This window comes from Shewanella ulleungensis, assembly GCF_014648315.1.
Taxonomy (GTDB): Bacteria; Pseudomonadota; Gammaproteobacteria; order Enterobacterales; family Shewanellaceae; genus Shewanella; species Shewanella ulleungensis.
This window is the reverse complement of sequence record NZ_BMQW01000012.1, coordinates 27,509-49,620: the sequence shown is the minus strand read 5'-3', so window position 1 is coordinate 49,620 and position 22,112 is coordinate 27,509. Positions and strand designations below refer to the sequence as shown.

Below are 22,112 nucleotides of genomic sequence, written 5' to 3'. Positions count from 1 at the left end.
GAAAATTTTTTTGACCTAAATCATTAATAACAACGATTTAGAATATTGGAGATAGATATGGAAACTGTATTAGGAATGACGGCTATTGCTGTTGCTCTACTTATTGGTATGGGTGCATTAGGAACAGCTATCGGTTTCGGCCTTTTAGGTGGAAAGTTTTTAGAAGGTGCAGCACGTCAGCCAGAAATGGCGCCTATGTTACAAGTTAAAATGTTCATCGTAGCGGGTCTACTAGATGCCGTAACTATGATCGGTGTAGGTATTGCGCTATTTATGCTATTTACTAACCCATTGGGTGCAATGCTTTAATTAACGCTTCTGTCTTTAATCTAACTAGGAGGCTGTTGTGAATTTCAACGCTACCCTATTCGGTCAGACGGTTGCCTTTATTCTCTTCGTGTGGTTTTGCATGAAGTTTGTATGGCCTCCGTTGATGAATGCCATCGAAGAACGCCAGAAGAAAATTGCTGATGGTCTGGCAGATGCCGGCCGTGCAGCAAAAGATCTAGAGTTAGCACAAATTAAAGCTACTGAGCAACTTAAAGAAGCAAAAGTAACTGCCAACGAGATCATTGAGCAAGCTAATAAGCGTAAAGCTCAAATCGTTGAAGAAGCTAAAGTTGAAGCACAAACTGAGCGCGCTAAAATTATCGCTCAGGGTCAAGCAGAAATTGAAAACGAACGTAATCGCGTAAAAGATGACTTGCGTAAGCAAGTTGCTTCTCTAGCCATTATTGGTGCTGAGAAAATCCTTGAACGTGTAATCGATCCAGAAGCCCACAGTGACATAGTTAATAAACTAGTTGCTGAAATTTGATTAAGGGAGTTGAGTTATGGCTGAATTAAGCACCATCGCTCGCCCTTACGCAAAGGCAGCTTTTGATTTTGCTGTTGAGCATAAAGCAGTAGAAAGTTGGACAGAAATGTTAACTTTCGCTTCATTGGTGAGTGAAAACGAATCAATCAAGCCATTGCTTAATGGTACTCTTGCGAGTACAGAACTCGCTTCACTGTTTATTAACGTATGCGGTGAGCAAGTCAATGAGCAAGGTCAAAACCTGATAAAGGTAATGGCTGAAAACGGTCGTTTAGGGATACTGTCAGCAGTATCGCTACTTTTTGCTGAATACCGTAATGAGTGGGCGAAAGAAGTTGAAGCCGATGTGGTTTCTGCTTTTGAGTTGACTTCTGAGCAACAACAGCAAATTAGTGTTTCTCTAGAGAAACGTCTCGCACGCAAAGTTAAGCTGAATTGCAGCATCGACGCATCGCTCATTGGCGGTGTGATTATTAAATCAGGCGACCTAGTCATTAATGGCTCGGTAAGCGGTAAGTTATCGCGTTTGTCTGACAAGCTGCAGTCGTAATTGGGAGTTTAAGCATGCAACTGAATTCCACTGAAATCAGCGATCTGATTAAGCAGCGGATCGAGCAGTTCAACGTCGTTAGTGAAGCTCGCAACGAAGGTACTATTGTTGCAGTAAGCGACGGAATCATTCGCATTAACGGCCTAGCCGATGTAATGCAAGGTGAAATGATCGAACTGCCTGGTGGCCGTTTTGCAATCGCGTTGAACTTAGAACGTGATTCTGTCGGTGCCGTAGTAATGGGCCCTTATGCTAATTTAGCAGAAGGCGCAAAAGTAAGAACAACTGGTCGTATTCTTGAAGTACCTGTTGGTCGTGGACTACTTGGCCGTGTTCTTAACACGCTTGGTGAGCCAATTGATGGTAAAGGACCTGTCGAAAACGACGGTTTCTCTCCTGTTGAAGTGATTGCTCCAGGTGTTATTGAGCGTAAGTCAGTAGACCAACCAATCCAAACTGGTTATAAAGCCGTTGATGCTATGATCCCAATCGGTCGTGGCCAACGTGAATTGATTATTGGTGACCGTCAGACTGGTAAAACAGCGATGGCTATCGATGCAATTATCAACCAAAAAGATTCAGGTATTAAGTGTGTCTATGTCGCTATTGGTCAGAAAGCTTCTACCATCGCCAACGTAGTACGTAAACTTGAAGAACATGGCGCATTAGCTAACACTATCGTTGTAGTTGCATCAGCTTCTGAAGCTGCCGCACTGCAATACTTAGCACCATATTCTGGTTGTTCTATGGGTGAATACTTCCGTGACCGCGGTGAAGATTCGTTAATCGTATATGATGATTTGTCTAAGCAAGCAGTTGCTTACCGTCAAATTTCATTGCTATTAAAGCGTCCACCAGGACGTGAAGCATACCCAGGTGACGTATTCTATCTACACTCGCGTTTATTAGAGCGTGCTTCACGTGTAAACGTGAACTATGTAGAAAAGTTCACAAATGGTGCAGTAACAGGTCAAACCGGTTCGTTAACCGCGTTACCTATTATTGAAACCCAAGCTGGTGACGTATCAGCGTTCGTACCGACCAACGTAATTTCTATTACAGATGGTCAGATCTTCCTTGAGACTGACTTGTTTAACTCAGGACTTCGTCCAGCAGTTAACCCAGGTATTTCTGTTTCTCGTGTTGGTGGTGCTGCGCAGACTAAGATCATCAAGAAACTGTCTGGCGGTATTCGTACTGCACTAGCACAGTATCGAGAGCTTGCAGCGTTCTCACAGTTTGCATCTGATTTAGATGATGCAACTCGTGCTCAGCTTGAGCATGGTGAGCGTGTAACCGAATTAATGAAGCAAAAACAATATGCTCCTATGAGTGTTGCTGCTCAGTCTGTGTCTATTTTCGCAGCTGAAAAAGGCTTCCTGAAAGGTGTTGCTTTAAATGAAATCGGTCGCTTCGAAGCCGCTCTGCTTTCATACATGAACAGTCAACATGCTGACCTAATGAACACCATCAACGCTACTGGCGATTATAACGCTGATATCGAAGGTGAGTTAAAGGCAGGCATGGACAAGTTCATTGAAACCCAAACCTGGTAATAATGAACACGGGGTGTCATTAGGCACCTCAGGTCCCAGATTGGAGAGTAGAGATGGCCAGCGCTAAAGAGATTAAAACCAAGATCGCGAGTGTTAAAAATACTCAGAAGATCACTTCCGCTATGGAAATGGTAGCAGCCAGCAAAATGCGTAAAGCGCAAGAACGCATGGCAGCAAGCCGTCCATATGCAGAAAATATGCGTAAGGTGATCGGTCACGTAGCGCAAGGTACTCTCGAGTATAAACACCCCTATTTAGAGGTGAGAGATGCCAAGCGGGTTGGTTACATAGTAGTAGCAACCGACCGTGGTCTTTGTGGTGGTTTGAACGTCAACCTTTTCAAAAAGGTTGTGTCAGACGTTAAAAAATGGAAAGAACAAGGCGCAGATGTTGAGTTTTGCCCAATTGGTGCCCGTTCTGTTCAGTTTTTTAAAAGCTTTGGTGGTGAAATATCTGCCCATGCATCAGGTTTAGGCGATGCGCCAAAACTTGTTGATTTGATTGGCACTGTACGTGTCATGTTAAAAGCTTACAACGAAGGTAAACTGGATCGTCTGTATATTGTGTTTAACAAATTTGTTAATACAATGTCCCAGACTCCTGTGATCGAACAGCTGCTACCTTTACCTAAATCAGATGAAGAAGTAGCTAGTTATCCTTGGGATTATATTTACGAGCCAGATCCAAAAGAAATTTTGGATGTATTATTAACTCGTTATATAGAGTCTCAGGTATATCAAGGCGTTGTTGAAAATATTGCCTCTGAACAGGCTGCCCGTATGGTAGCAATGAAGGCGGCAACAGATAACGCTGGTGAAATGATCGATGATTTGCAACTCGTCTACAACAAAGCCCGTCAGGCTGCGATTACGCAAGAACTGTCGGAAATTGTGTCAGGCGCTGCAGCGGTTTAGGTTAGGTAACGAAATCAAGTTTAGAGGATTAATCATGAGCACAGGTACTGTTGTCCAAGTAATTGGCGCGGTTGTGGACGTAGAGTTTCCACAAGATTCTGTACCTCGAGTATATGACGCTCTGAAGATCACTGGCGAAGGCGCCTGCAATGGTTTGGTGCTGGAAGTTCAGCAGCAGCTAGGTGGTGGTGTAGTTCGTACCATCGCTATGGGTTCTTCTGATGGTCTGCGTCGTGGTCTAGAGGTAGTAAACTCAGGTTCACCAATTTCTGTTCCGGTAGGGGCTGCAACCCTTGGCCGTATTATGAACGTACTAGGTGAGCCAATTGATGAAGCGGGTCCTATCGGTGAAGAAGAGCGTTATGAAATTCACCGTGCAGCTCCTTCATACGAAGAACAGTCAAACTCAACTGAACTTTTAGAGACGGGTATCAAGGTTATCGACCTTGTTTGTCCTTTCGCTAAGGGTGGTAAAGTCGGTCTGTTCGGTGGTGCTGGTGTTGGTAAAACAGTTAACATGATGGAACTGATTAACAACATCGCTAAAGCTCACTCAGGTCTTTCAGTATTCGCTGGTGTTGGTGAGCGTACTCGTGAGGGTAACGACTTCTACTACGAAATGAAAGATTCAGGCGTTTTAGACAAAGTAGCCATGGTTTATGGTCAGATGAACGAGCCTCCAGGAAACCGTTTACGCGTAGCGTTATCGGGCCTGAGTATCGCTGAAAAGTTCCGTGACGAAGGTCGTGACGTATTGTTGTTCGTGGACAACATTTACCGTTACACCCTTGCTGGTACTGAAGTATCTGCACTATTAGGTCGTATGCCGTCAGCAGTAGGTTATCAGCCAACACTAGCGGAAGAGATGGGTGTTCTTCAAGAACGTATCACTTCAACTAAGTCTGGTTCTATTACTTCTGTTCAAGCGGTATATGTACCTGCGGACGATTTAACCGATCCGTCACCAGCTACAACCTTCGCTCACTTAGATGCGACTGTTGTATTGTCTCGTCAAATTGCTTCTTTGGGTATCTACCCAGCCGTTGACCCGTTGGACTCGACTTCACGTCAGTTAGATCCACAGGTTGTTGGTCAAGAGCATTATGATGTTGCAAACGGTGTACAAACTGTATTACAGCGTTATAAAGAGCTAAAAGACATTATTGCTATTTTGGGTATGGATGAATTGTCAGATGATGACAAAACCATGGTATTCAGAGCACGTAAGATTGAGCGTTTCTTATCTCAACCTTTCTTCGTAGCAGAAGTGTTTACAGGTTCTCCTGGTAAGTACGTTTCTCTAAAAGACACTATCCGTGGATTTAAGGGTATTTTGGAAGGTGAGTTCGATCACATTCCAGAGCAAGCGTTCTACATGGTTGGCTCAATCGATGAAGCTATCGAAAAAGCGAACAAAAAGAAATAACTAGGCCGTAAAGCTTAGTTCTTTAAGGAGAACTTGATGGCAGCCAAAACAGTCCAACTTGATATTGTTAGTGCAGAAGACAGCATTTACCACGGCGAAGTGAGCTTTTTTGAAGTGAACGGCGCTGAAGGTGAGTTAGGTATTATGCCTAACCACGTTGCTCTACTAACAACAATCAAGCCTGGTATGGCGCGCTTTATCAAGCAAGATGGTAGTGAAGAAGTGTTGTATCTTTCAGGTGGTTTACTGGAAGTACAACCTACTGCAATCTCAGTACTTGCTGATGTAGCATTACGTGCCGATGATATTGATGAAAAAGCCGCTTTAAAAGCGAAGGAACGTGCAGAGCAAGCAATTGCGAATGCTGGCGCCGACTTCAATTACGAAGCTGCTGCTATCGAATTGGCCAAATCTTTGGCTCAATTGAAAGTAGTTGAAACCATCAAGCGAAATATCACCAGATAATCTGATTATTTGACGCTGAAAAGGCGACTCATTATGAGTCGCCTTTTTTATTGCCATTTTATATTGAAAATACTACAAAGTGAGTTTTTCCATTTGTATTGAGATTAAGCTAAAATAGCGCCAATTTGAATTTATGTTGTTTGAAGGGATTAATTATGTCGTTAAATGTTGTTATCTTAGCTGCAGGCAAAGGAACTCGCATGCGCTCAGATTTACCTAAAGTACTGCATCCAATTGCCCATAAAAGTATGGTTCAGCATGTTATCGACACAGCTAACTCATTAGGTTCACAAGCGATTCAACTGGTTTACGGTTATGGTGCCGACAAGTTGCAAGCGGCATTAGGTGAACAAACATTAAATTGGGTATTGCAAGCCGAGCAACTAGGCACAGGTCATGCTGTTGCTCAAGCCAATCCAAACATTAACGATGATGATACCGTACTCATTCTTTATGGTGATGTCCCCCTTATCCAACAATCAACACTCGAAAGCTTGCTTGCTGCACGTGATAAAAATGGCCTCGCTATTTTAACTGTTAATCTTGTTAACCCTTCAGGTTATGGCCGCATAGTGAGAGAGTTCGGTAAAGTGGTCGGTATCGTTGAGCAAAAAGATGCAAATGCAGACCAATTAAAAATCACTGAAGTTAATACCGGCATCATGGCTGTACCTGGAAAACAATTAAAAGCGTGGTTGAATCGCTTATCAAACAACAATGCTCAAGGTGAGTATTATCTAACAGACATTATTGCGATGGCACATGCGGATGGTATTGCTATTACCACGTCACAACCTCAGTCAGCCATTGAAGTTGAAGGTGCCAATAATCGTGTGCAATTAGCACAGTTAGAGCGTGCATACCAAGCTCGTGCAGCTGAAAAGCTCATGCTAGAGGGTGCCAATTTACGTGATCCTGCGCGTATTGATATTCGCGGTGATGTTACTGTTGGTATGGATGTGATGATTGATGTAAATGTCATTTTCCAAGGTAAAGTAGTATTAGGTAATAATGTCACTATTGGTGCCGGCGCTATTTTGATTAATTGTGAAATTGCAGATAACGCCGAAATTAAACCTTATACCATCGTTGAAGGAGCTAAGCTTGGGCAAGCAGCCAGTGCTGGACCTTTTGCTCGTTTACGCCCTGGAGCTGAGCTTAAAGAAGATGCACATATTGGTAACTTTGTTGAAATCAAAAAATCAGTGTTAGGTGCTGGCTCTAAAGCGGGTCATTTAGCTTATCTCGGTGATGCGGTTATTGGTGCCGGTGTTAATATTGGTGCAGGTACCATTACCTGTAACTACGATGGTGCTAACAAGTTTATTACCACCATAGAAGACGGCGTATTTGTGGGAAGCGATACCCAATTAGTTGCTCCCGTGACTATTGGTAAAAATGCGACCTTGGGTGCCGGCTCTACTATTACTAAAGATGTTGCAGAAGATGAACTTGTTATCACACGTGTAAAGCAACGTCATATCGCTGGTTGGCAGCGCCCTGTTAAAATAAAAAGCTAATGTTTTAGACCTCATTCAGGTGTAAATCCTTAAAAACCTCTGCTAACCACAGAGGTTTTTTTGTACTTTATTTTCAATTTTAACGATTCAGATCTAGATAAAGTTTCATTTACTGCTAAAATATCTTTCGTTTCGAAACTTATGTGAAAGATTTTAATCAAATGACCAAACGTAATACCCAACAACGTCGCCATTCGATCATTAAGTTGGTTAACGACCAAGGTGAAGTGAGTGTCGATCAATTGGCTGGTTTATTCGCGACTTCAGAAGTCACGATACGCAAAGATTTGGCCATGCTAGAAACTCACGGATTATTACTACGTCGTTATGGTGGGGCTGTCCCTGTACCTCAGGAAATGACGCAAATAGCCAATGAAACATTATCGTTAAATAAGCAAGCCATAGCGGCAAAAGCAGCTGAGCTTATTCGCGATCATAACCGAATCATAATCGACAGTGGCAGCACCACATCTGGGATTATCCAGCAGCTTAATGATAAGCGTGGCCTTGTGGTGATGACTAATTCATTGCAACTGGCAAACGCTATTCATGAGCTTGAAAATGAACCGACATTGTTGATGACCGGAGGTACCTGGGACCCACATTCAGAGTCTTTTCAGGGGCAAGTGGCTGAGCAAGTATTACGTTCATATAACTTCGATCAACTATTTATCGGTGCCGATGGTATCGATCTGGATCGCGGCACGACTACATTTAATGAACTCACCGGCTTAAGCAAAGTGATGGCCGAAATGTCACGTGAAGTAGTGGTGCTATTAGAGTCGACCAAAATAGGCCGGCGGATCCCCAACTTAGAATTGCCGTGGGATGTAGTTAATGTGTTGGTTACCGACGACAACATTAGCCCACAAGCAGTAGACACTATTTCAGCACATGGCGTTAAAGTGATACTTGCGCCGTATGCTCAGGAAACAAAATTAAATTTAAACAGTAAAGGAAACAACTAACATGTGTGGAATCGTAGGCGCTGTTGCGCAAAGGGATGTTGCAGAAATTTTAGTAGAAGGCCTTCGTCGTCTTGAGTATCGCGGTTATGACTCAGCTGGTGTTGCGGTTATTCATCAAGGCGAACTAAGCCGTACCCGTCGCTTAGGCAAAGTACAAGAATTATCATCAGCGTTAGACGCTTCCCCACTGGCTGGTGGAACCGGTATTGCTCACACTCGTTGGGCTACTCATGGTGAGCCAAGTGAACGTAATGCTCACCCACATTTATCTGAGGGCGATATTGCCGTCGTTCACAACGGTATTATTGAAAACCACAACAAACTACGCGAGATGCTTAAAGGCTTAGGTTATGTGTTTTCATCAGACACCGACACTGAAGTCATTTGCCACCTTGTGCATCATGAGCTTAAAGTTACGGGTAATTTATTAGCTGCTGTACAAGCTACGGTTAAACAACTTGAAGGCGCTTACGGTACCGTGGTTATCGACCGTCGTGATAGTGAACGTATGGTTGTTGCTCGTAGTGGTAGTCCGTTAGTGATTGGTTATGGTTTAGGCGAAAACTTTGTTGCTTCTGATCAACTCGCTTTACTACCTGTTACCCGTTCTTTTGCCTTTTTAGAAGAAGGTGACGTAGCGGAAATTACCCGTCGTGACGTTAACATTTTTGATATTGACGGCAACGCAGTTCAGCGTGAAATGAAAGAGTCAGAAGTAACGCATGATGCCGGTGATAAAGGCGAATATCGTCACTACATGCTGAAAGAAATTTATGAGCAGCCAACTGCTATTGCCCATACATTAGAAGGTCGTATTGCGGGTGGTAAAGTATTAGATTCTGCTTTTGGTGAAAATGCCGCTGAATTTTTAAAAGACATTAAACACGTACAAATTATTGCCTGTGGTACCAGTTACCACGCGGGTATGGCCGCGCGTTACTGGTTAGAAGATTGGGCTGGCGTGTCATGTAACGTTGAAATTGCCTCAGAGTTCCGTTATCGCAAGTCTCATTTATTCCCAAATAGCCTATTAGTGACTATTTCGCAATCGGGTGAAACAGCAGATACGCTAGCGGCCATGCGCCTTGCTAAAGAAATGGGCTACAAAGCCACTTTAACCATTTGTAATTCAGCCGGTTCATCATTAGTGCGTGAATCTGACATGGCTTACATGATGAAAGCCGGTGTAGAAATTGGTGTTGCATCAACTAAAGCCTTTACCGTACAACTTGCTGGCTTATTAATGTTAACTACGGCTATAGGTCGTCATAATGGCATGTCTAGCGAAATGGAAGCCGCTATTACTCAAAGCTTGTTATCAATGCCAGCTAAAGTGGAACAAGCGCTTGGCTTAAATGATGCCATTGCAGAATTAGCAGAAGACTTTGCCGACAAGCAACATGCACTATTTTTAGGCCGTGGTGATCAATATCCAATCGCAATGGAAGGCGCACTAAAGCTTAAAGAAATTTCATACATTCACGCAGAAGCTTATGCATCAGGTGAGCTAAAGCACGGCCCATTAGCACTTATTGATGCCGATATGCCAGTGATCGTTGTCGCACCCAACAATGAGTTACTTGAGAAGCTTAAATCTAACGTTGAAGAAGTACGTGCTCGTGGCGGGTTAATGTATGTATTTGCCGATGTCGATGCTGAGTTTGAATCAGACGACACCATGAAAGTTATCCAGGTACCACATTGTGATGAGTTTATGGCACCACTGATTTACACCATTCCACTGCAATTATTGTCATACCATGTTGCCTTAATTAAAGGTACCGATGTAGACCAACCTCGTAACCTCGCAAAAAGCGTAACGGTTGAATAAGTTTCTGATTTGATTAAAAAAGGCTTCTTATGGAAGCCTTTTTTATTGTCTGAAAAATGCTCAAAAAAATATTATGGTATTTGGTTTTTATCTGCTAACTTGAAATTGGAGTGACATTAATCATTAACACGAGGTCGATGAGATGGATTTTATTGAACGAATAGATGTTTTATCAAAAAGGATTCCTCAAATAGCAGCCAGTTTGCAAACTGAAGAAGCCACTAAAAATGCGTTGATCATGCCATTTTTACATACAGTATTAGGTTATGATGTTTTTAATCCCAACGAGGTAATCCCTGAGTTTACTGCCGATATAGCCACGAAAAAAGGTGAGAAAGTGGACTACGCATTAGTTAAGGATGGCGAGGTACAAATTCTTATCGAATGCAAAAAATATGGTGAAAAGCTATCCATTAAACATGCAGGACAACTTTTTAGGTATTTTTCGGTTACAAACTCTCGTTTGGCCATTTTAACAAACGGCACAGAATACCAATTTTTTACCGATCTTGATGCCCCTAATAAGATGGATGAAAAACCATTTTTAACCTTAGATTTATTAAATATTGATGAGCATTTAGTTCCAGAGCTTAAGAAACTCACTAAATCTTCATTTGATGTTGAGTCTATCGTGAGTGCCGCTGGTGAACTTAAATATCTAAATCAAATAAAAAAATTGTTAAATGAGCAATTTAAAGAACCAGAAGAAGAGTTTATTAAATTTTTCGCTGCAAGAGCATATGACGGCGTACTTACACCTAAAGTTAAGCAGCAATTTACTGAAATTACTAAAAAAGCCTTAAGACAATTTCTAAGTGATAGTATTAATGACAGGTTGAAATCAGCAATAGGTGGTGAACAAACGTCTAAAGTTGATGAAGACGTTCAACATGCACAAGATGATGATAAGCCTAAAATTATTACTACCAATGATGAAGTTGAAGGTTTTAATATTGTTAAAGCTATTTTAAGGCAAAAGGTTGATGCTACTAGGATTATTGCAAGAGATACCCAAAGTTATTTTGGTGTGTTATTGGATGACAATAATCGCAAACCTTTATGCCGTTTGCACTTTAATGCCAAACAAAAATATCTTGGGTTGTTCGATGTCGATAAAAATGAAACTCGGCATCCGATAGAGACTATCGATCAAATCTTTGATTTTAGTGAGATATTATTACAAACAACAACATACTATGAATAATTTACTCTTTTAGTTTCGCACCACAAAATTGTGAGTATTTAATTGCTAAAGCTTGATAACAAGCGACTGACTCATTGAGTAGTCGCTTTTTTGCATCAATGTTGGCGGTTATTGTTGTTGGGGTTTATATCAATATTGTGTCTGGTAAATGGTGATTTATTGATTAGTGTTGATAGATCTTAGTGAGCTATTATCGAAATTATTCGTTCTATGTTATGTCTCATTAAAAGTCAGTCGTTAAGTAGCTTGAGTTACATTAAACAAAAAGGGAACAGATACTGTTCCCTTTTTGATTTGGTCCATTTAGCTATTACCAAACGCGAGCGACGAGTCCTTTGAGGTAATAACCTTCTGGGAATGCGCTGCTAATAGGGTGATCGCTTGCTTGGTGCATACGCTCAACAAATTGCACTTCACGCTTGGCATCTAATGCCGCGTCGGCCACCACTTTTTGGAATAAGTCTGACTGCATTAAGCCTGAGCACGAGAAGGTCAGCAATATTCCGCCTGGATTAAGTAACTGCATGGCAATCATATTGATGTCTTTATAACCACGGCAGGCACCGTCTAGCTGTGATTTATTATCAGCAAATTTAGGTGGGTCGAGTACGATGACATCAAAGGTTTTTCCTTCATCACGGTATTGGCGTAATAGCTTGAATACATCGGCTTCATTGTAGTTTACATGGTCGTCATTAAGATTGTTAATTGCCATGTTGTCGCGCGCAGTTTGCAGTGCTAAACCTGACACATCGACGTTTTCAATGCTGGCCGCTCCCGCTTTTGCGGCATATAAACCAAAGGTGCCTGTGTAACAAAAACAGTTAAGCACCGATTTACCTTTAACAAAACGAGCCGCCATTGCGCGGTTGTCACGTTGGTCTAAATAAAACCCGGTTTTATGGCCTTTAACAACATCGACTGCGATTTTAATGCCGTTTTCTTCAATAATGACTGGCATAGGTGGCAATTCACCATGCAATAACCCCATCACTGGCGCTAAGCCTTCTTTTTTACGAGAATCTACATCCGAACGTTCATACACAGCGCAATTTGGATATTGCAGTACAAGTTGTTCAACAATGGTGTCTCGCCATTTTTCTGCGCCGGTACTGAGTAACTGACATACAAGCACATTGGCATAACGGTCAATGGTGATACCGGGTAATCCGTCTGACTCAGCGGCAATTAAACGGTATCCCGTAAGCCCTTGCTCAATAATTAGAGCATCTCGCCCTGCTTGAGCGCGTTTAATGCGTCTTGCAAAAAAGTCGCTATCAATTTCTTCTTGTTTATCGAAGGTCCATACCCTGACTTGAATTTGTGACTCTGGTGACCAGGCGCCACGACCTAACCAGCGTCCGTCATGTGCAACAACGTCAACCGTGTCTCCGGCTTGAGGTTTGCCGCCATTGACGTTGTGAATGCCGTTGGAAAACACCCAAGGGTGGCGACGGTCTAATGAACGTTCGCGGCCAGGTTTAAGTTTGATTCTGATAGCCATGGATTTGCCTAATAATGATAAGGGTCAATAAAACAGTGTGTGATGCATTAAATTATCTAAGTTTTTCGCAACGCGATTAGAACATGGTGCGATCACAAATTAAATAAGATGCTATTAGGAGTGATCATAGCGTGTTTTACATCTAAAAACTTGATTAATCATTCATTGATAAGAGGTGTGTCGAGTTGTTACTTGGCCACCGTCTATCTGCAGATTTTTATATGGGTGACTTGTTTAACTTATGTCATTCATTTTTATGAAGACGCTTCCGAGAAATAGTTATTGGTGATGTGCCTTATTTTTATTTACAAACGTAACAAAGTCGTAAGCTTAATGGTAATGGTTTGCATTAACATAACTGTTATGTATAATCCTCATCAAATTTACATTGCTTTACATAAATTTACAGTGTTTACATTGACCCATCAGGATAACAGAATGAAAAAAACGTTAATTGCGGCTACTTTATTAAGCCTGTTTGCTAGCCACTATGCTACTGCGTCTGACGAAACAACTGAATTACGCCAAATCATTGAACAGCAACAAAAAGTGTTAAAAGATCTTGAGAAGCGTCTAGAACAAACTGAACAGCGTGTAGAAACCACTGCCGATGTTGTTGAATCAACAGCGTCTAGTAAGTCAGCTACCACAATTGGTGGCTACGGTGAGTTGCATTACAACAACATTACTGACAACAAAACGGGCAATGATAAAAAAGAATTCGATTTCCACCGTTTTGTATTATTTGTTGGCCATGAATTTAATAACACAACCCGTTTTTTCTCTGAGCTAGAAGTTGAACATTCAATTGCTGGCGAAGGTAAGAAAGGCGAAGTTGAGTTAGAGCAAGCTTATATCGAGCACGACTTTAATGATATGTTAACTGGTAAAGCGGGTCTGTTCTTAATGCCAGTAGGTATTATCAATGAAACTCATGAACCCGATACATTTTATGGTGTAGAGCGCAACCCAGTAGAAAAAGACATTATCCCTGCAACATGGTGGGAAGGTGGTTTAACGCTTAACGTTAAAGCTGCCCCTGGTTTAGCATTTGATACCGCTGTGACTTCAGGTTTGTATTTAGACCAAAGCTCGGGTTACAAAATCCGTAACGGTCGTCAAAAAGTATCTGAAGCCAAAGGTGAAGATTTAGCCTATACCGGCCGTGTTAAGTATACTGCCGTACCTGGTTTAGAGTTAGCTGCTACCGTGCAATATCAATCAGATTTAACGCAAGGTGAAGCGGGTGTTGATACTGCCTCTGCAACCTTAGTAACAGCACATGCTATTTACAGCATCGAAAACTTTACCGTTAAAGCGTTATTTGCTCAGTGGGACATCGATGGTCAAGAAGCAGAAGCATTAGGCCGTGATAAGCAAAATGGTTTCTATATTGAGCCTGCTTACCGTATTAATGACCAGTTTGGTGTATTTGCTCGTTACAACGAGTGGGACAACAATGCCGGTGACAGCGCGAACACCAAGAAAAAGCAAACTAACGTGGGTGTGAATTACTGGTTACACGAAAATGTAGTGTTTAAAGCTGACTTTGAAAAAATCAGCGGTGCTGCAGACTCTGACGGCTTTAACCTAGGCGTTGGTTACCAGTTCTAAATACTAACAAGTCTTAACGTTATTTTCGGTAAAACCGATTATCGATAAAAATGGGTGCCAACAGTGTAGGCACCCGTATTTTTTATGATTGTTTATGGATGGTATGCGCCAATGTTACGTTCAGCTTTACTGTTTTTTATGGTGTTATTTATAGGGTATGTGCCAACGTATGCTGCACTAGCTGCCACCCAATATCAGTCAAATGATGCCTTTATAAGCCATGCATTTAACGGCAATAGCGGTGATGCCAAAATACTATGGCTAGATGATGATTTAAAACAAGCAGTAGAAGCTATTTTGGCACATCGATTTACTAAAATGCGCGTTCGTTATTGGTTACACAATAATGAAACCGTATGGATTATGGATGAGATTGGTAAAGAGTCGCCTATTACTGTTGGTATTCACGTAAAAGATCAGCAAATTGCCCAAACCAAAGTATTGGTGTACCGAGAAAGCCGTGGTGATGAAGTTCGTCATGATTTTTTTACCGATCAATTTAAAGCCGCCAAGTTAACTGAGCAACATCAACTTGATAAACACATTGACGGTATTACTGGCGCAACTTTGTCTGTGCGGGCATTAACAAAACTCTCGCGTATCGCACTGTTGCTTGATGCCCATATTAATAAATAAGCCATTTTTAAGCAGGTTAGTGTGACAACACCTTCTCGAAACAGTTTACGTATCAAATTTTTACGTGTTCTTCGTCCTTGGCATCGCCGCTTAGGCTTGGCAAGCGCATTATTTATTTTATTGTTAACCTTAACGGGTGTGGCCATTAACCACAGTGACGACTTAGGGTTAGATAAAACCGGTGTTACTCAGGCATGGTTATTAGATTATTATGGTATTGCCGCGCCTAGGCATATTGCTCAATTCGGCCAAACCTCTTCAGCTTTATACATTACCGACAACTTACTGTGGCAAAATCAGCAGATGATTTTAGAAGCTGCAGACACCCTAATAAGTGCCACTTATGCCAACAATATGCTAGTAGCGATAGATGCACAGCAGTTATCTTTGTTCGATAAGCAGGGGCAGTTACAAGAAACTCAAAGTCGCAGTACCGGGCTTCCGTCAGATTTACTTGGACTAGCGATTATTGATAATCGCGTATGGTTAAATACGGAAAATGGCACTTACCAAGCTGATGAGCAACTCATTGACTGGCAACAAGCCACTTTACCTACTGGGTTTAGTGCCTGGGTGAGTGCTAATAACGACATAGACCAAGCCATCATTAATCTGGCACGCAGCGCCAACTTAAGCTGGCAACGAGTGATGCTTGATTTACACAGTGGGCGCTTGTTTGGCCACTTAACGATATGGCTTTGGGACTTGTTTGCCCTAGCACTATTGATGGTATCGTTGAGCGGTTTTTGGATTTGGTTAAAACAAAAACCGCCAAGATAATTAACACTGTTAACAGGTTTGGGTTAACATCAGCTCTCACCCTGCTTGTTAAGAAGGTTAGTTTGTAAGCGTTTTTAGTTTAGGTAATAACGCTTACATCAAAACACATCCTTCCTTTATAGCGCACTTAATGAGTGTGCCAACATAGAGCGTATTTGCTCAACAATTTGTTTTTCGATTTCGGGATCATACTGCTGTATGCGTGGTGTATGAATATGCCCAGTAGGAATGGTTGAGTTTAGTTGATTTCGTAAACGAATACTGCGGTAAGAAATTTCATTCGATAAGTAACCTCCACCAGAGCCATTAACGGCAATTTCATTGTCGAGTTCAGCGAGTGAGTTTGGTTTGTGGGTCTGCTTATTAAGGCTGGTCACTTGATGATTGTCGATGACTTTATAGGGGCCTTTTGCTTGTTTCATTTGCTTAACTGGCAGGCTAAATTCAACAAACTCATCACCGGGTAACGGCCTATCATTAAGTTTTGAAATAATAGGCTTTGTTTCAGTGCCACCAGCAACAATGTTGAGATTATCTGGTGCGGTAACGCTACGTCTTTTTCCTGGAAAGCGTTCTAGATCGAAATTCTCTCGACCCATACTCACCGTCACAATCATATCGACATTATTCAAGGTGTAGTATGGTGCAAGGATTGATTCGATTAATCCTTGATCAAAGTCTGCATATCGCACTGGCACTATTACGGTATTAATTTCTGCTGTGATGCCATTGAGTTCAATGATTTGTCCGTCAAGTGCGATTGCAGCAATGCCTGATGGGTTACTTTGATTGATATTTTTATCGAGTAAAAATGGGTCAAAACCTGTGAGGAGAACTTTTTTATGGGTATCTTGAGTGTAGAGCAGATCGTGTTGACCTCTTGAGCCTTGCTCCAATATATCCAGTAACGCTTGGCGTTGGCCGAGGGTTAGTTCAAATAAAGGTTGTACGCTTCTAATCACTTTACTAGATGTAAGCCTTGCCCAATAAAGTGGTCTGTCATCCATTTTTGGTGCATTGTGTAGTTGCTTTTTTGCCAACTGCCAAAGTTGATCTGAATACTCTGTCACTAACGCTGATGCGGCATCAAAAGAAGTGGCTTTTTGTAAGGTCAACTGAAAAGCCTTGGTCTCATTGCTAAATATACTGGTCACTGCTGGATACGCAGCTTGCATTTTTTCGATGCGTAACTCTTCAACGGTAAGATCTAATGCTAGGGTGCTAGTACTTAAACTGATAAGGCTTAAAAAAAATAATCTTTTTAACATTTTAGTTATTTCAAGTTTGGGGCAGGTGCTTGAATTTCACACAACTGGTATTACATGTCAATATAACAATGATATAACGTTGATGATTTGTCATTGTAGTGTTACTTTTTAGTCGGTTCTGTTTGTAAGTCGTTATGGATGTCATGCCATTTTGGAGTGTAAATGAGTAACAATAATTTGATATCACCATCACAAGGACGGTGGCAGTTTTGGATAGACAGAGGTGGTACTTTTACCGATATTGTTGCTAAAGATCCCGCAGGCAAACTTCATACTAAAAAGCTGTTATCTGAAAACCCTGAAGCATACGCAGATGCAGCATTGCAAGGTATACGCGAGTTTTTAGGCATTGATAAACATGGCGCTATTCCTGCTGAGCAAGTGAAAGTGGTAAAAATGGGGACTACCGTTGCCACGAATGCGTTGCTTGAGAAAAAAGGCGAAGCCACTGTTTTAGCCATTACCGCAGGGTTGGGTGATATTCTTGAGATTGGACATCAAGCTCGCCCCAACATATTTGCGTTAAATATTACTAAGTCACCGCTGTTATACAGTGATGTCATTCAAATTACAGAGCGCGTTCTTGCCAATGGTGACGTTGATATTCCCCTTGATGACACTCAAGCTCGCCAGGCATTTAAGCAGGCTTATGATAAAGGGTATCGCTCAATTGCGATTGTGTTGATGCACGCTTATCGTTTTCCTGAACATGAACAAAGCCTTGCGCTAATAGCCAAAGAAATAGGCTTTAGTCAAATCTCAATTAGCCACGATGTCAGTCCTCTCACTAAAATTGTCCCCCGTGGCGAAACCACAGTCGTCGATGCCTATTTAACCCCTATTTTAAGAAAGTACGTTGACCAAATAGAGTCGGCAATTAGCAATGACAACGAACAGGGTAAATTGTTGTTTATGCAATCGTCTGGCGGGCTTACCGATGCTAGTAAATTTAGAGGCCGTGATGCGATATTGTCAGGCCCTGCTGGTGGCATAGTGGGCGCAGTACATACGGCAAAGCTTGCTGGGTTTACTAAAATGATTGGCTTTGACATGGGCGGCACATCAACCGATGTGTCTCACTATGCCGGCGAGTACGAAAAGGTGTACGAAACCGAAGTTGCTGGCGTTAGAATGCGGGTGCCTATGATGTTTATACATACGGTTGCTGCGGGTGGTGGCTCTGTGTTGTCTTTTGATGGCAGCCGTTTTCGGGTTGGGCCAGATTCGGCAGGCGCCAATCCCGGCCCTAAGTGTTATCGCCGTGGTGGTTTGCTTGCGGTAACAGACATTAACGTGTGCTTAGGTAAGGTTCAGCCTGATTTTTTTCCGCATATTTTTGGACCCAATCAAGATCAAGCTTTAGATCAACAAGCAGCATTTGATGCTTTTGTTGAAATAGCGAATGAAGTCGCTGATGGACGCAACGCTGAACAAGTTGCCCAAGGCTTTTTAGACATTACTATTGAGCATATGGCGCAGGCGATTAAGAAAATTTCGGTTGCCCGTGGTTATAACTTAGCGCAATACGTTTTAAATTGCTTTGGTGGTGCTGGTGGACAACATGCTTGTTTGGTGGCCGAGCGACTCGGCATGGATAAAGTGTTCTTACATCCATTTTCAGGGGTGTTGTCGGCGTATGGCATGGGGTTAGCCGATATCAGTGTTGAGCGTCAAGTCGTGTTGGAGCAAGTATTAAGCGCGACAATGATAGTTGAAATACAACGCAGTATTGACGAGCTTACAGCTGCGAATGTTACCGAATTAATTGAGCAGGGCTTAGCGGCTGATGAAACGACCCATACCGCTTGGGCACAACTAAGGTACAAAGGTACAGACACCAGTATAAAAGTGCCGTATACCGACCATGAACAAATGCGTGTCGAATTTGAACGTAACCATAAACGCCAATACGGTTTTATTATGTTAGATAAACCCATTATTGTCGAAATGGCTGGGGTGTTATCTTCTGGTGGCGGTGAGGGCATCGCCGAGGCAAAAGCCGATCATAAAACCACTGCTAGTGCGGACCACATTGTGTTAAAACCCATGTATTCAAAAGGGGTATGGCATCAAACTCCGGTATATGACAGTACTCAACTCAATTACGGTCATCTTATTACTGGGCCTGCAATTATTATTGAGCCTACAGGCACTATTATTGTGGAGCAAGATTGGCAGGCTGATGTTACCCAATATGGACATATTATTTTAAGCCGAATTAATCAGGCCCATGCAGGCGCTGCATTAACGGTTAAGTCTGATCCTGTCACATTAGAGATTTACAACAATCTGTTTATGTCGATTGCCCAACAAATGGGTTTTGTACTGCAAAATACGGCTCAATCGGTCAACATAAAAGAGCGGCTTGATTTTTCATGCGCTATTTTTGATAAAACCGGCAGCCTAGTAGCAAACGCACCGCATGTGCCAGTACATTTAGGCTCAATGGACTCAAGCGTTAAGGTGATTATCAATAGCGGTCAAGCCATTAACCCTGGTGATGTGTTTGTACAAAATAATCCTTACAATGGCGGATCGCACTTACCCGATATCACCGTGATTACGCCAGTATTTGATGCAGATAATAAACATGTAATTTTTTATGTGGCCAGTCGCGCACATCATGAAGACATTGGCGGAATAGCGCCGGGGTCGATGTCGTCACTGGCAAAAACCATTTATGAAGAAGGCATTGTGCTTGATTCTATAAAACTGGTTGATCAAGGCGTGTTTTTACATGAAGTTATTCAGCAAAAACTCAGTGAAGGCCCGTATCCTGCGCGTAATATAGAACAAAATATTGCCGACTTAATGGCGCAAATAGCGGCCAATAACACTGGGGTTAATGAGTTATTGAAGTTGGTGGACACCAATGGAATCGACTCTGTACATGCCTACATGGGGTATATACAGGACAGCGCTGAAGAGGCTGTAAGACAAGCAATTACTTCACTTAAAGACGGTCAATTTACCTATAAGATTGATTCAGGTGCCGTGATCCAGGTTGCAATAACGGTAGACAAAAATAAGCGCAGTGCCACGATTGATTTTAGCGGTACAAGCAGTCAGCAACCGTCTAACTTTAATGCCCCGCAAGCGATTACTCATGCGGCGGTATTGTATGTATTCCGTTGCTTAGTCAATGATGATATTCCGTTAAATGCGGGCTGCATGAAGCCACTAAATATAATTGTGCCTAATGGTTCTATGTTAAATCCAGAGTTTCCAGCAGCAGTAGTGGCAGGCAACGTAGAAACCAGCCAAGCGGTAACCAATGCGTTGTTTGCAGCCCTAGGGGCGCTTGGTACTAGTCAGGGCACCATGAATAACCTCACATTTGGCAACGCTAAATATCAATATTACGAGACAATTTGTTCTGGCAGCCCTGCTGGCAAAGGTTTTAATGGTACCGCTGCTGTGCACACTCATATGACCAATACACGTATGACCGACCCGGAAATTATGGAGCAACGTTACCCAGTGGTGTTAGATGAGTTTTCAATTCGCCGTGGTTCTGGTGGAAAGGGTAAATGGTCCGCTGGTGATGGTATTTATCGCAAAATTAGATTTAACGACACCATGGTGTGTTCAATTTTATCTGATCATCGAGTAACTCCGCCAATAGGTGTTATGGGCGGTGAAGATGGTCAATTAGGCCGAAATTGGGTGACTCGCAAAGATGGTTCGATTGTTGAGCTTGGAGGTTGCGGACAGGCAGAGGTGCATTGCGGCGATGCTGTGAATGTAATTTCTCCAACGGGTGGCGGCTTCGGTAAGCAGTAAAGCTTGTTGATATTTGCAATTAACGCTCAATAAAAAGGATGTGCCATGTTTGCGAAGTTAAAAAAAATCGGCCCTGGGGTAGTAGTTACTGCCGCGTTTATTGGTCCAGGTACGATTACCGCCTGCACATTAGCAGGGGCAAAGTTTGGTTATTCACTGTTATGGGCGTTAGGTTTTGCGACAATAGCGACCATTATTTTACAAGAGATGTCGGCACGACTGGGTGTGATTACTCAAAAAGGGTTGGGCGAAGTACTGTGGGATGCTTTGCAACATTCTATTTTTAAGTGGCCGCTGTTTTTACTTATTATGGTGGCGCTTTATATAGGTAACGCAGCGTATGAAGGAGGCAATTTAGCGGGTGCGGCACTGGGTATTCAAGCGATTGTTGGCGAAAGTGAAAGCATCTATCAATTGTCTATCCTGACACTCAGTTTAATCGGTGCGCTTATTTTATGGCGTGGCAGTTATAAGCAAATCGAACGAATATTAATATTTCTAGTGCTGTTGATGGGTGTATCATTTGTGGTCACATTCTTTGTGGTAAAGCCTGAGTTACTGAGCATAGTTAATGGCTTAATGAGCCCAAATATCACTACTGCCAATCTGCTAACGGTTATCGCTTTAATCGGTACAACTGTGGTGCCCTATAATTTATTTTTACATGCATCTGCTGCCAAAAGTCATTGGCAAGGTGCACAACAACTTGGGGAGGCAAGAGTCGATACCGCTATCTCTATTGGTCTTGGTGGTATTATCGCGTTGCTTATTGTATCTACTGCTGCGGCCAGTATGTTTGCTCATGGTTTGGCTGTAAATGGTGCCGCTGATATGGCCAAACAGTTTGAGCCGCTATTTGGGGTGCATTCTAAATATTTACTGGGTATGGGGATGTTTGCTGCAGGATTAAGCAGTGTTATAACGGCGCCGTTGGCAACCAGCTATGCGATTTCTGAAATTTTGCGAGTTGAGAAAGGTACAGAATCAACAGTATTTAGAGGGATCAGTTTAAGCATTTTGTTGATTGGCGCGTGCTTAGCCTTGACGGGCATAAATCCTATCGAGATTATTGTATTGGCTCAGTTTGCTAATGGATTGTTATTGCCAATCGTAGCCAGTTTTTTATTGTTTGCGATTAATCATAAAAAGCTTTTAGGCCAGTATGCTAATGGTTGGTTGTCTAATTCTCTAGGAGGATGCGTGGTGATTTTTACCACCTTTTTAGGGGTTAGGATGGTGGCTGATTCAATAGGCCTTTCACTTTTTACTCCTTAAT

General features: G+C 42.3%; 18 protein-coding genes. 16 read left to right on the top strand and 2 right to left on the bottom strand.

Going from position 1 to position 22,112, the window contains the following annotated elements:
* Window positions 1-57: 57 nt before the first annotated feature.
* From atpE to IEY40_RS17635, 11 genes are all read left to right on the top strand, one after another.
* Window positions 58-309: a F0F1 ATP synthase subunit C gene (gene atpE, locus IEY40_RS17685; RefSeq protein WP_011639455.1), complete on the top strand. Its 252-nt coding sequence runs from the start codon at window positions 58-60 to the stop codon at window positions 307-309.
* Between the two features lie 37 nt (window positions 310-346).
* Complete coding sequence (gene atpF / locus IEY40_RS17680) at window positions 347-817, top strand: F0F1 ATP synthase subunit B (RefSeq protein ID WP_188958540.1); 471 nt, start codon at window positions 347-349, stop codon at window positions 815-817.
* 16 nt (window positions 818-833) lie between these two features.
* Window positions 834-1,367, top strand: a complete 534-nt coding sequence (gene atpH, locus IEY40_RS17675; protein WP_160055760.1) for a F0F1 ATP synthase subunit delta — start codon at window positions 834-836, stop codon at window positions 1,365-1,367.
* A gap of 14 nt (window positions 1,368-1,381) precedes the next feature.
* Complete coding sequence (gene atpA, locus IEY40_RS17670) at window positions 1,382-2,923, top strand: F0F1 ATP synthase subunit alpha (RefSeq protein WP_188958539.1); 1,542 nt, start codon at window positions 1,382-1,384, stop codon at window positions 2,921-2,923.
* A 53-nt stretch (window positions 2,924-2,976) separates the two neighbouring features.
* Window positions 2,977-3,837: a F0F1 ATP synthase subunit gamma gene (gene atpG / locus IEY40_RS17665; RefSeq protein WP_188958537.1), complete on the top strand. Its 861-nt coding sequence runs from the start codon at window positions 2,977-2,979 to the stop codon at window positions 3,835-3,837.
* A gap of 34 nt (window positions 3,838-3,871) precedes the next feature.
* Window positions 3,872-5,263 carry a F0F1 ATP synthase subunit beta gene (gene atpD, locus IEY40_RS17660; RefSeq protein WP_160055766.1) on the top strand — a complete coding sequence of 464 codons (1,392 nt, stop codon included), beginning with the start codon at window positions 3,872-3,874 and terminating at the stop codon, window positions 5,261-5,263.
* A 36-nt stretch (window positions 5,264-5,299) separates the two neighbouring features.
* Window positions 5,300-5,728 carry a F0F1 ATP synthase subunit epsilon gene (locus IEY40_RS17655; RefSeq protein ID WP_160055768.1) on the top strand — a complete coding sequence of 143 codons (429 nt, stop codon included), beginning with the start codon at window positions 5,300-5,302 and terminating at the stop codon, window positions 5,726-5,728.
* 155 nt (window positions 5,729-5,883) lie between these two features.
* On the top strand, window positions 5,884-7,248 hold the full coding sequence (glmU, locus tag IEY40_RS17650) for a bifunctional UDP-N-acetylglucosamine diphosphorylase/glucosamine-1-phosphate N-acetyltransferase GlmU (RefSeq protein ID WP_188958535.1): 1,365 nt from the start codon (window positions 5,884-5,886) through the stop codon (window positions 7,246-7,248).
* 161 nt (window positions 7,249-7,409) lie between these two features.
* Window positions 7,410-8,216, top strand: coding sequence for a DeoR/GlpR family DNA-binding transcription regulator (locus IEY40_RS17645; RefSeq protein ID WP_188958533.1), 807 nt, complete (start codon window positions 7,410-7,412; stop codon window positions 8,214-8,216).
* Window position 8,217: 1 nt separating this feature from the next.
* Window positions 8,218-10,047 carry a glutamine--fructose-6-phosphate transaminase (isomerizing) gene (gene glmS / locus IEY40_RS17640; RefSeq protein ID WP_188958531.1) on the top strand — a complete coding sequence of 610 codons (1,830 nt, stop codon included), beginning with the start codon at window positions 8,218-8,220 and terminating at the stop codon, window positions 10,045-10,047.
* A gap of 142 nt (window positions 10,048-10,189) precedes the next feature.
* On the top strand, window positions 10,190-11,251 hold the full coding sequence (locus IEY40_RS17635) for a type I restriction endonuclease (protein ID WP_188958529.1): 1,062 nt from the start codon (window positions 10,190-10,192) through the stop codon (window positions 11,249-11,251).
* A gap of 310 nt (window positions 11,252-11,561) precedes the next feature.
* On the opposite strand, the gene IEY40_RS17630 is transcribed toward IEY40_RS17635, so the two are convergent.
* Window positions 11,562-12,755 carry a class I SAM-dependent rRNA methyltransferase gene (locus IEY40_RS17630; protein WP_188958527.1) on the bottom strand — a complete coding sequence of 398 codons (1,194 nt, stop codon included), beginning with the start codon at window positions 12,753-12,755 and terminating at the stop codon, window positions 11,562-11,564.
* A 438-nt stretch (window positions 12,756-13,193) separates the two neighbouring features.
* Between IEY40_RS17630 and IEY40_RS17625 the strand changes: the two genes are divergently transcribed.
* The 3 genes from IEY40_RS17625 (at window position 13,194) to IEY40_RS17615 (ending at window position 15,785) form a co-directional block, all read left to right on the top strand.
* Window positions 13,194-14,369, top strand: coding sequence for a porin (locus IEY40_RS17625; RefSeq protein ID WP_188958525.1), 1,176 nt, complete (start codon window positions 13,194-13,196; stop codon window positions 14,367-14,369).
* A 138-nt stretch (window positions 14,370-14,507) separates the two neighbouring features.
* Complete coding sequence (locus tag IEY40_RS17620) at window positions 14,508-15,005, top strand: FMN-binding protein (protein WP_229777154.1); 498 nt, start codon at window positions 14,508-14,510, stop codon at window positions 15,003-15,005.
* Between the two features lie 21 nt (window positions 15,006-15,026).
* The gene (locus tag IEY40_RS17615) at window positions 15,027-15,785 is read left to right on the top strand and encodes a PepSY-associated TM helix domain-containing protein (protein ID WP_188958521.1); all 759 of its coding nucleotides are present in this window, start codon (window positions 15,027-15,029) and stop codon (window positions 15,783-15,785) included.
* Window positions 15,786-15,901: 116 nt separating this feature from the next.
* Here IEY40_RS17615 and IEY40_RS17610 read toward each other — a convergent pair whose 3' ends face one another.
* The gene (locus tag IEY40_RS17610; protein ID WP_188958519.1) at window positions 15,902-17,053 is read right to left on the bottom strand and encodes a PA0049 C-terminal domain-containing protein; all 1,152 of its coding nucleotides are present in this window, start codon (window positions 17,051-17,053) and stop codon (window positions 15,902-15,904) included.
* A 162-nt stretch (window positions 17,054-17,215) separates the two neighbouring features.
* Here IEY40_RS17610 and IEY40_RS17605 point away from each other — a divergent pair, with 162 nt between their 5' ends.
* Both IEY40_RS17605 and IEY40_RS17600 read left to right on the top strand, forming a co-directional pair.
* Complete coding sequence (locus IEY40_RS17605; RefSeq protein WP_188958517.1) at window positions 17,216-20,836, top strand: hydantoinase B/oxoprolinase family protein; 3,621 nt, start codon at window positions 17,216-17,218, stop codon at window positions 20,834-20,836.
* Window positions 20,837-20,881: 45 nt separating this feature from the next.
* The gene (locus tag IEY40_RS17600; RefSeq protein ID WP_188958515.1) at window positions 20,882-22,111 is read left to right on the top strand and encodes an Nramp family divalent metal transporter; all 1,230 of its coding nucleotides are present in this window, start codon (window positions 20,882-20,884) and stop codon (window positions 22,109-22,111) included.
* The last annotated feature ends 1 nt before the right edge of the window (window position 22,112 follow it).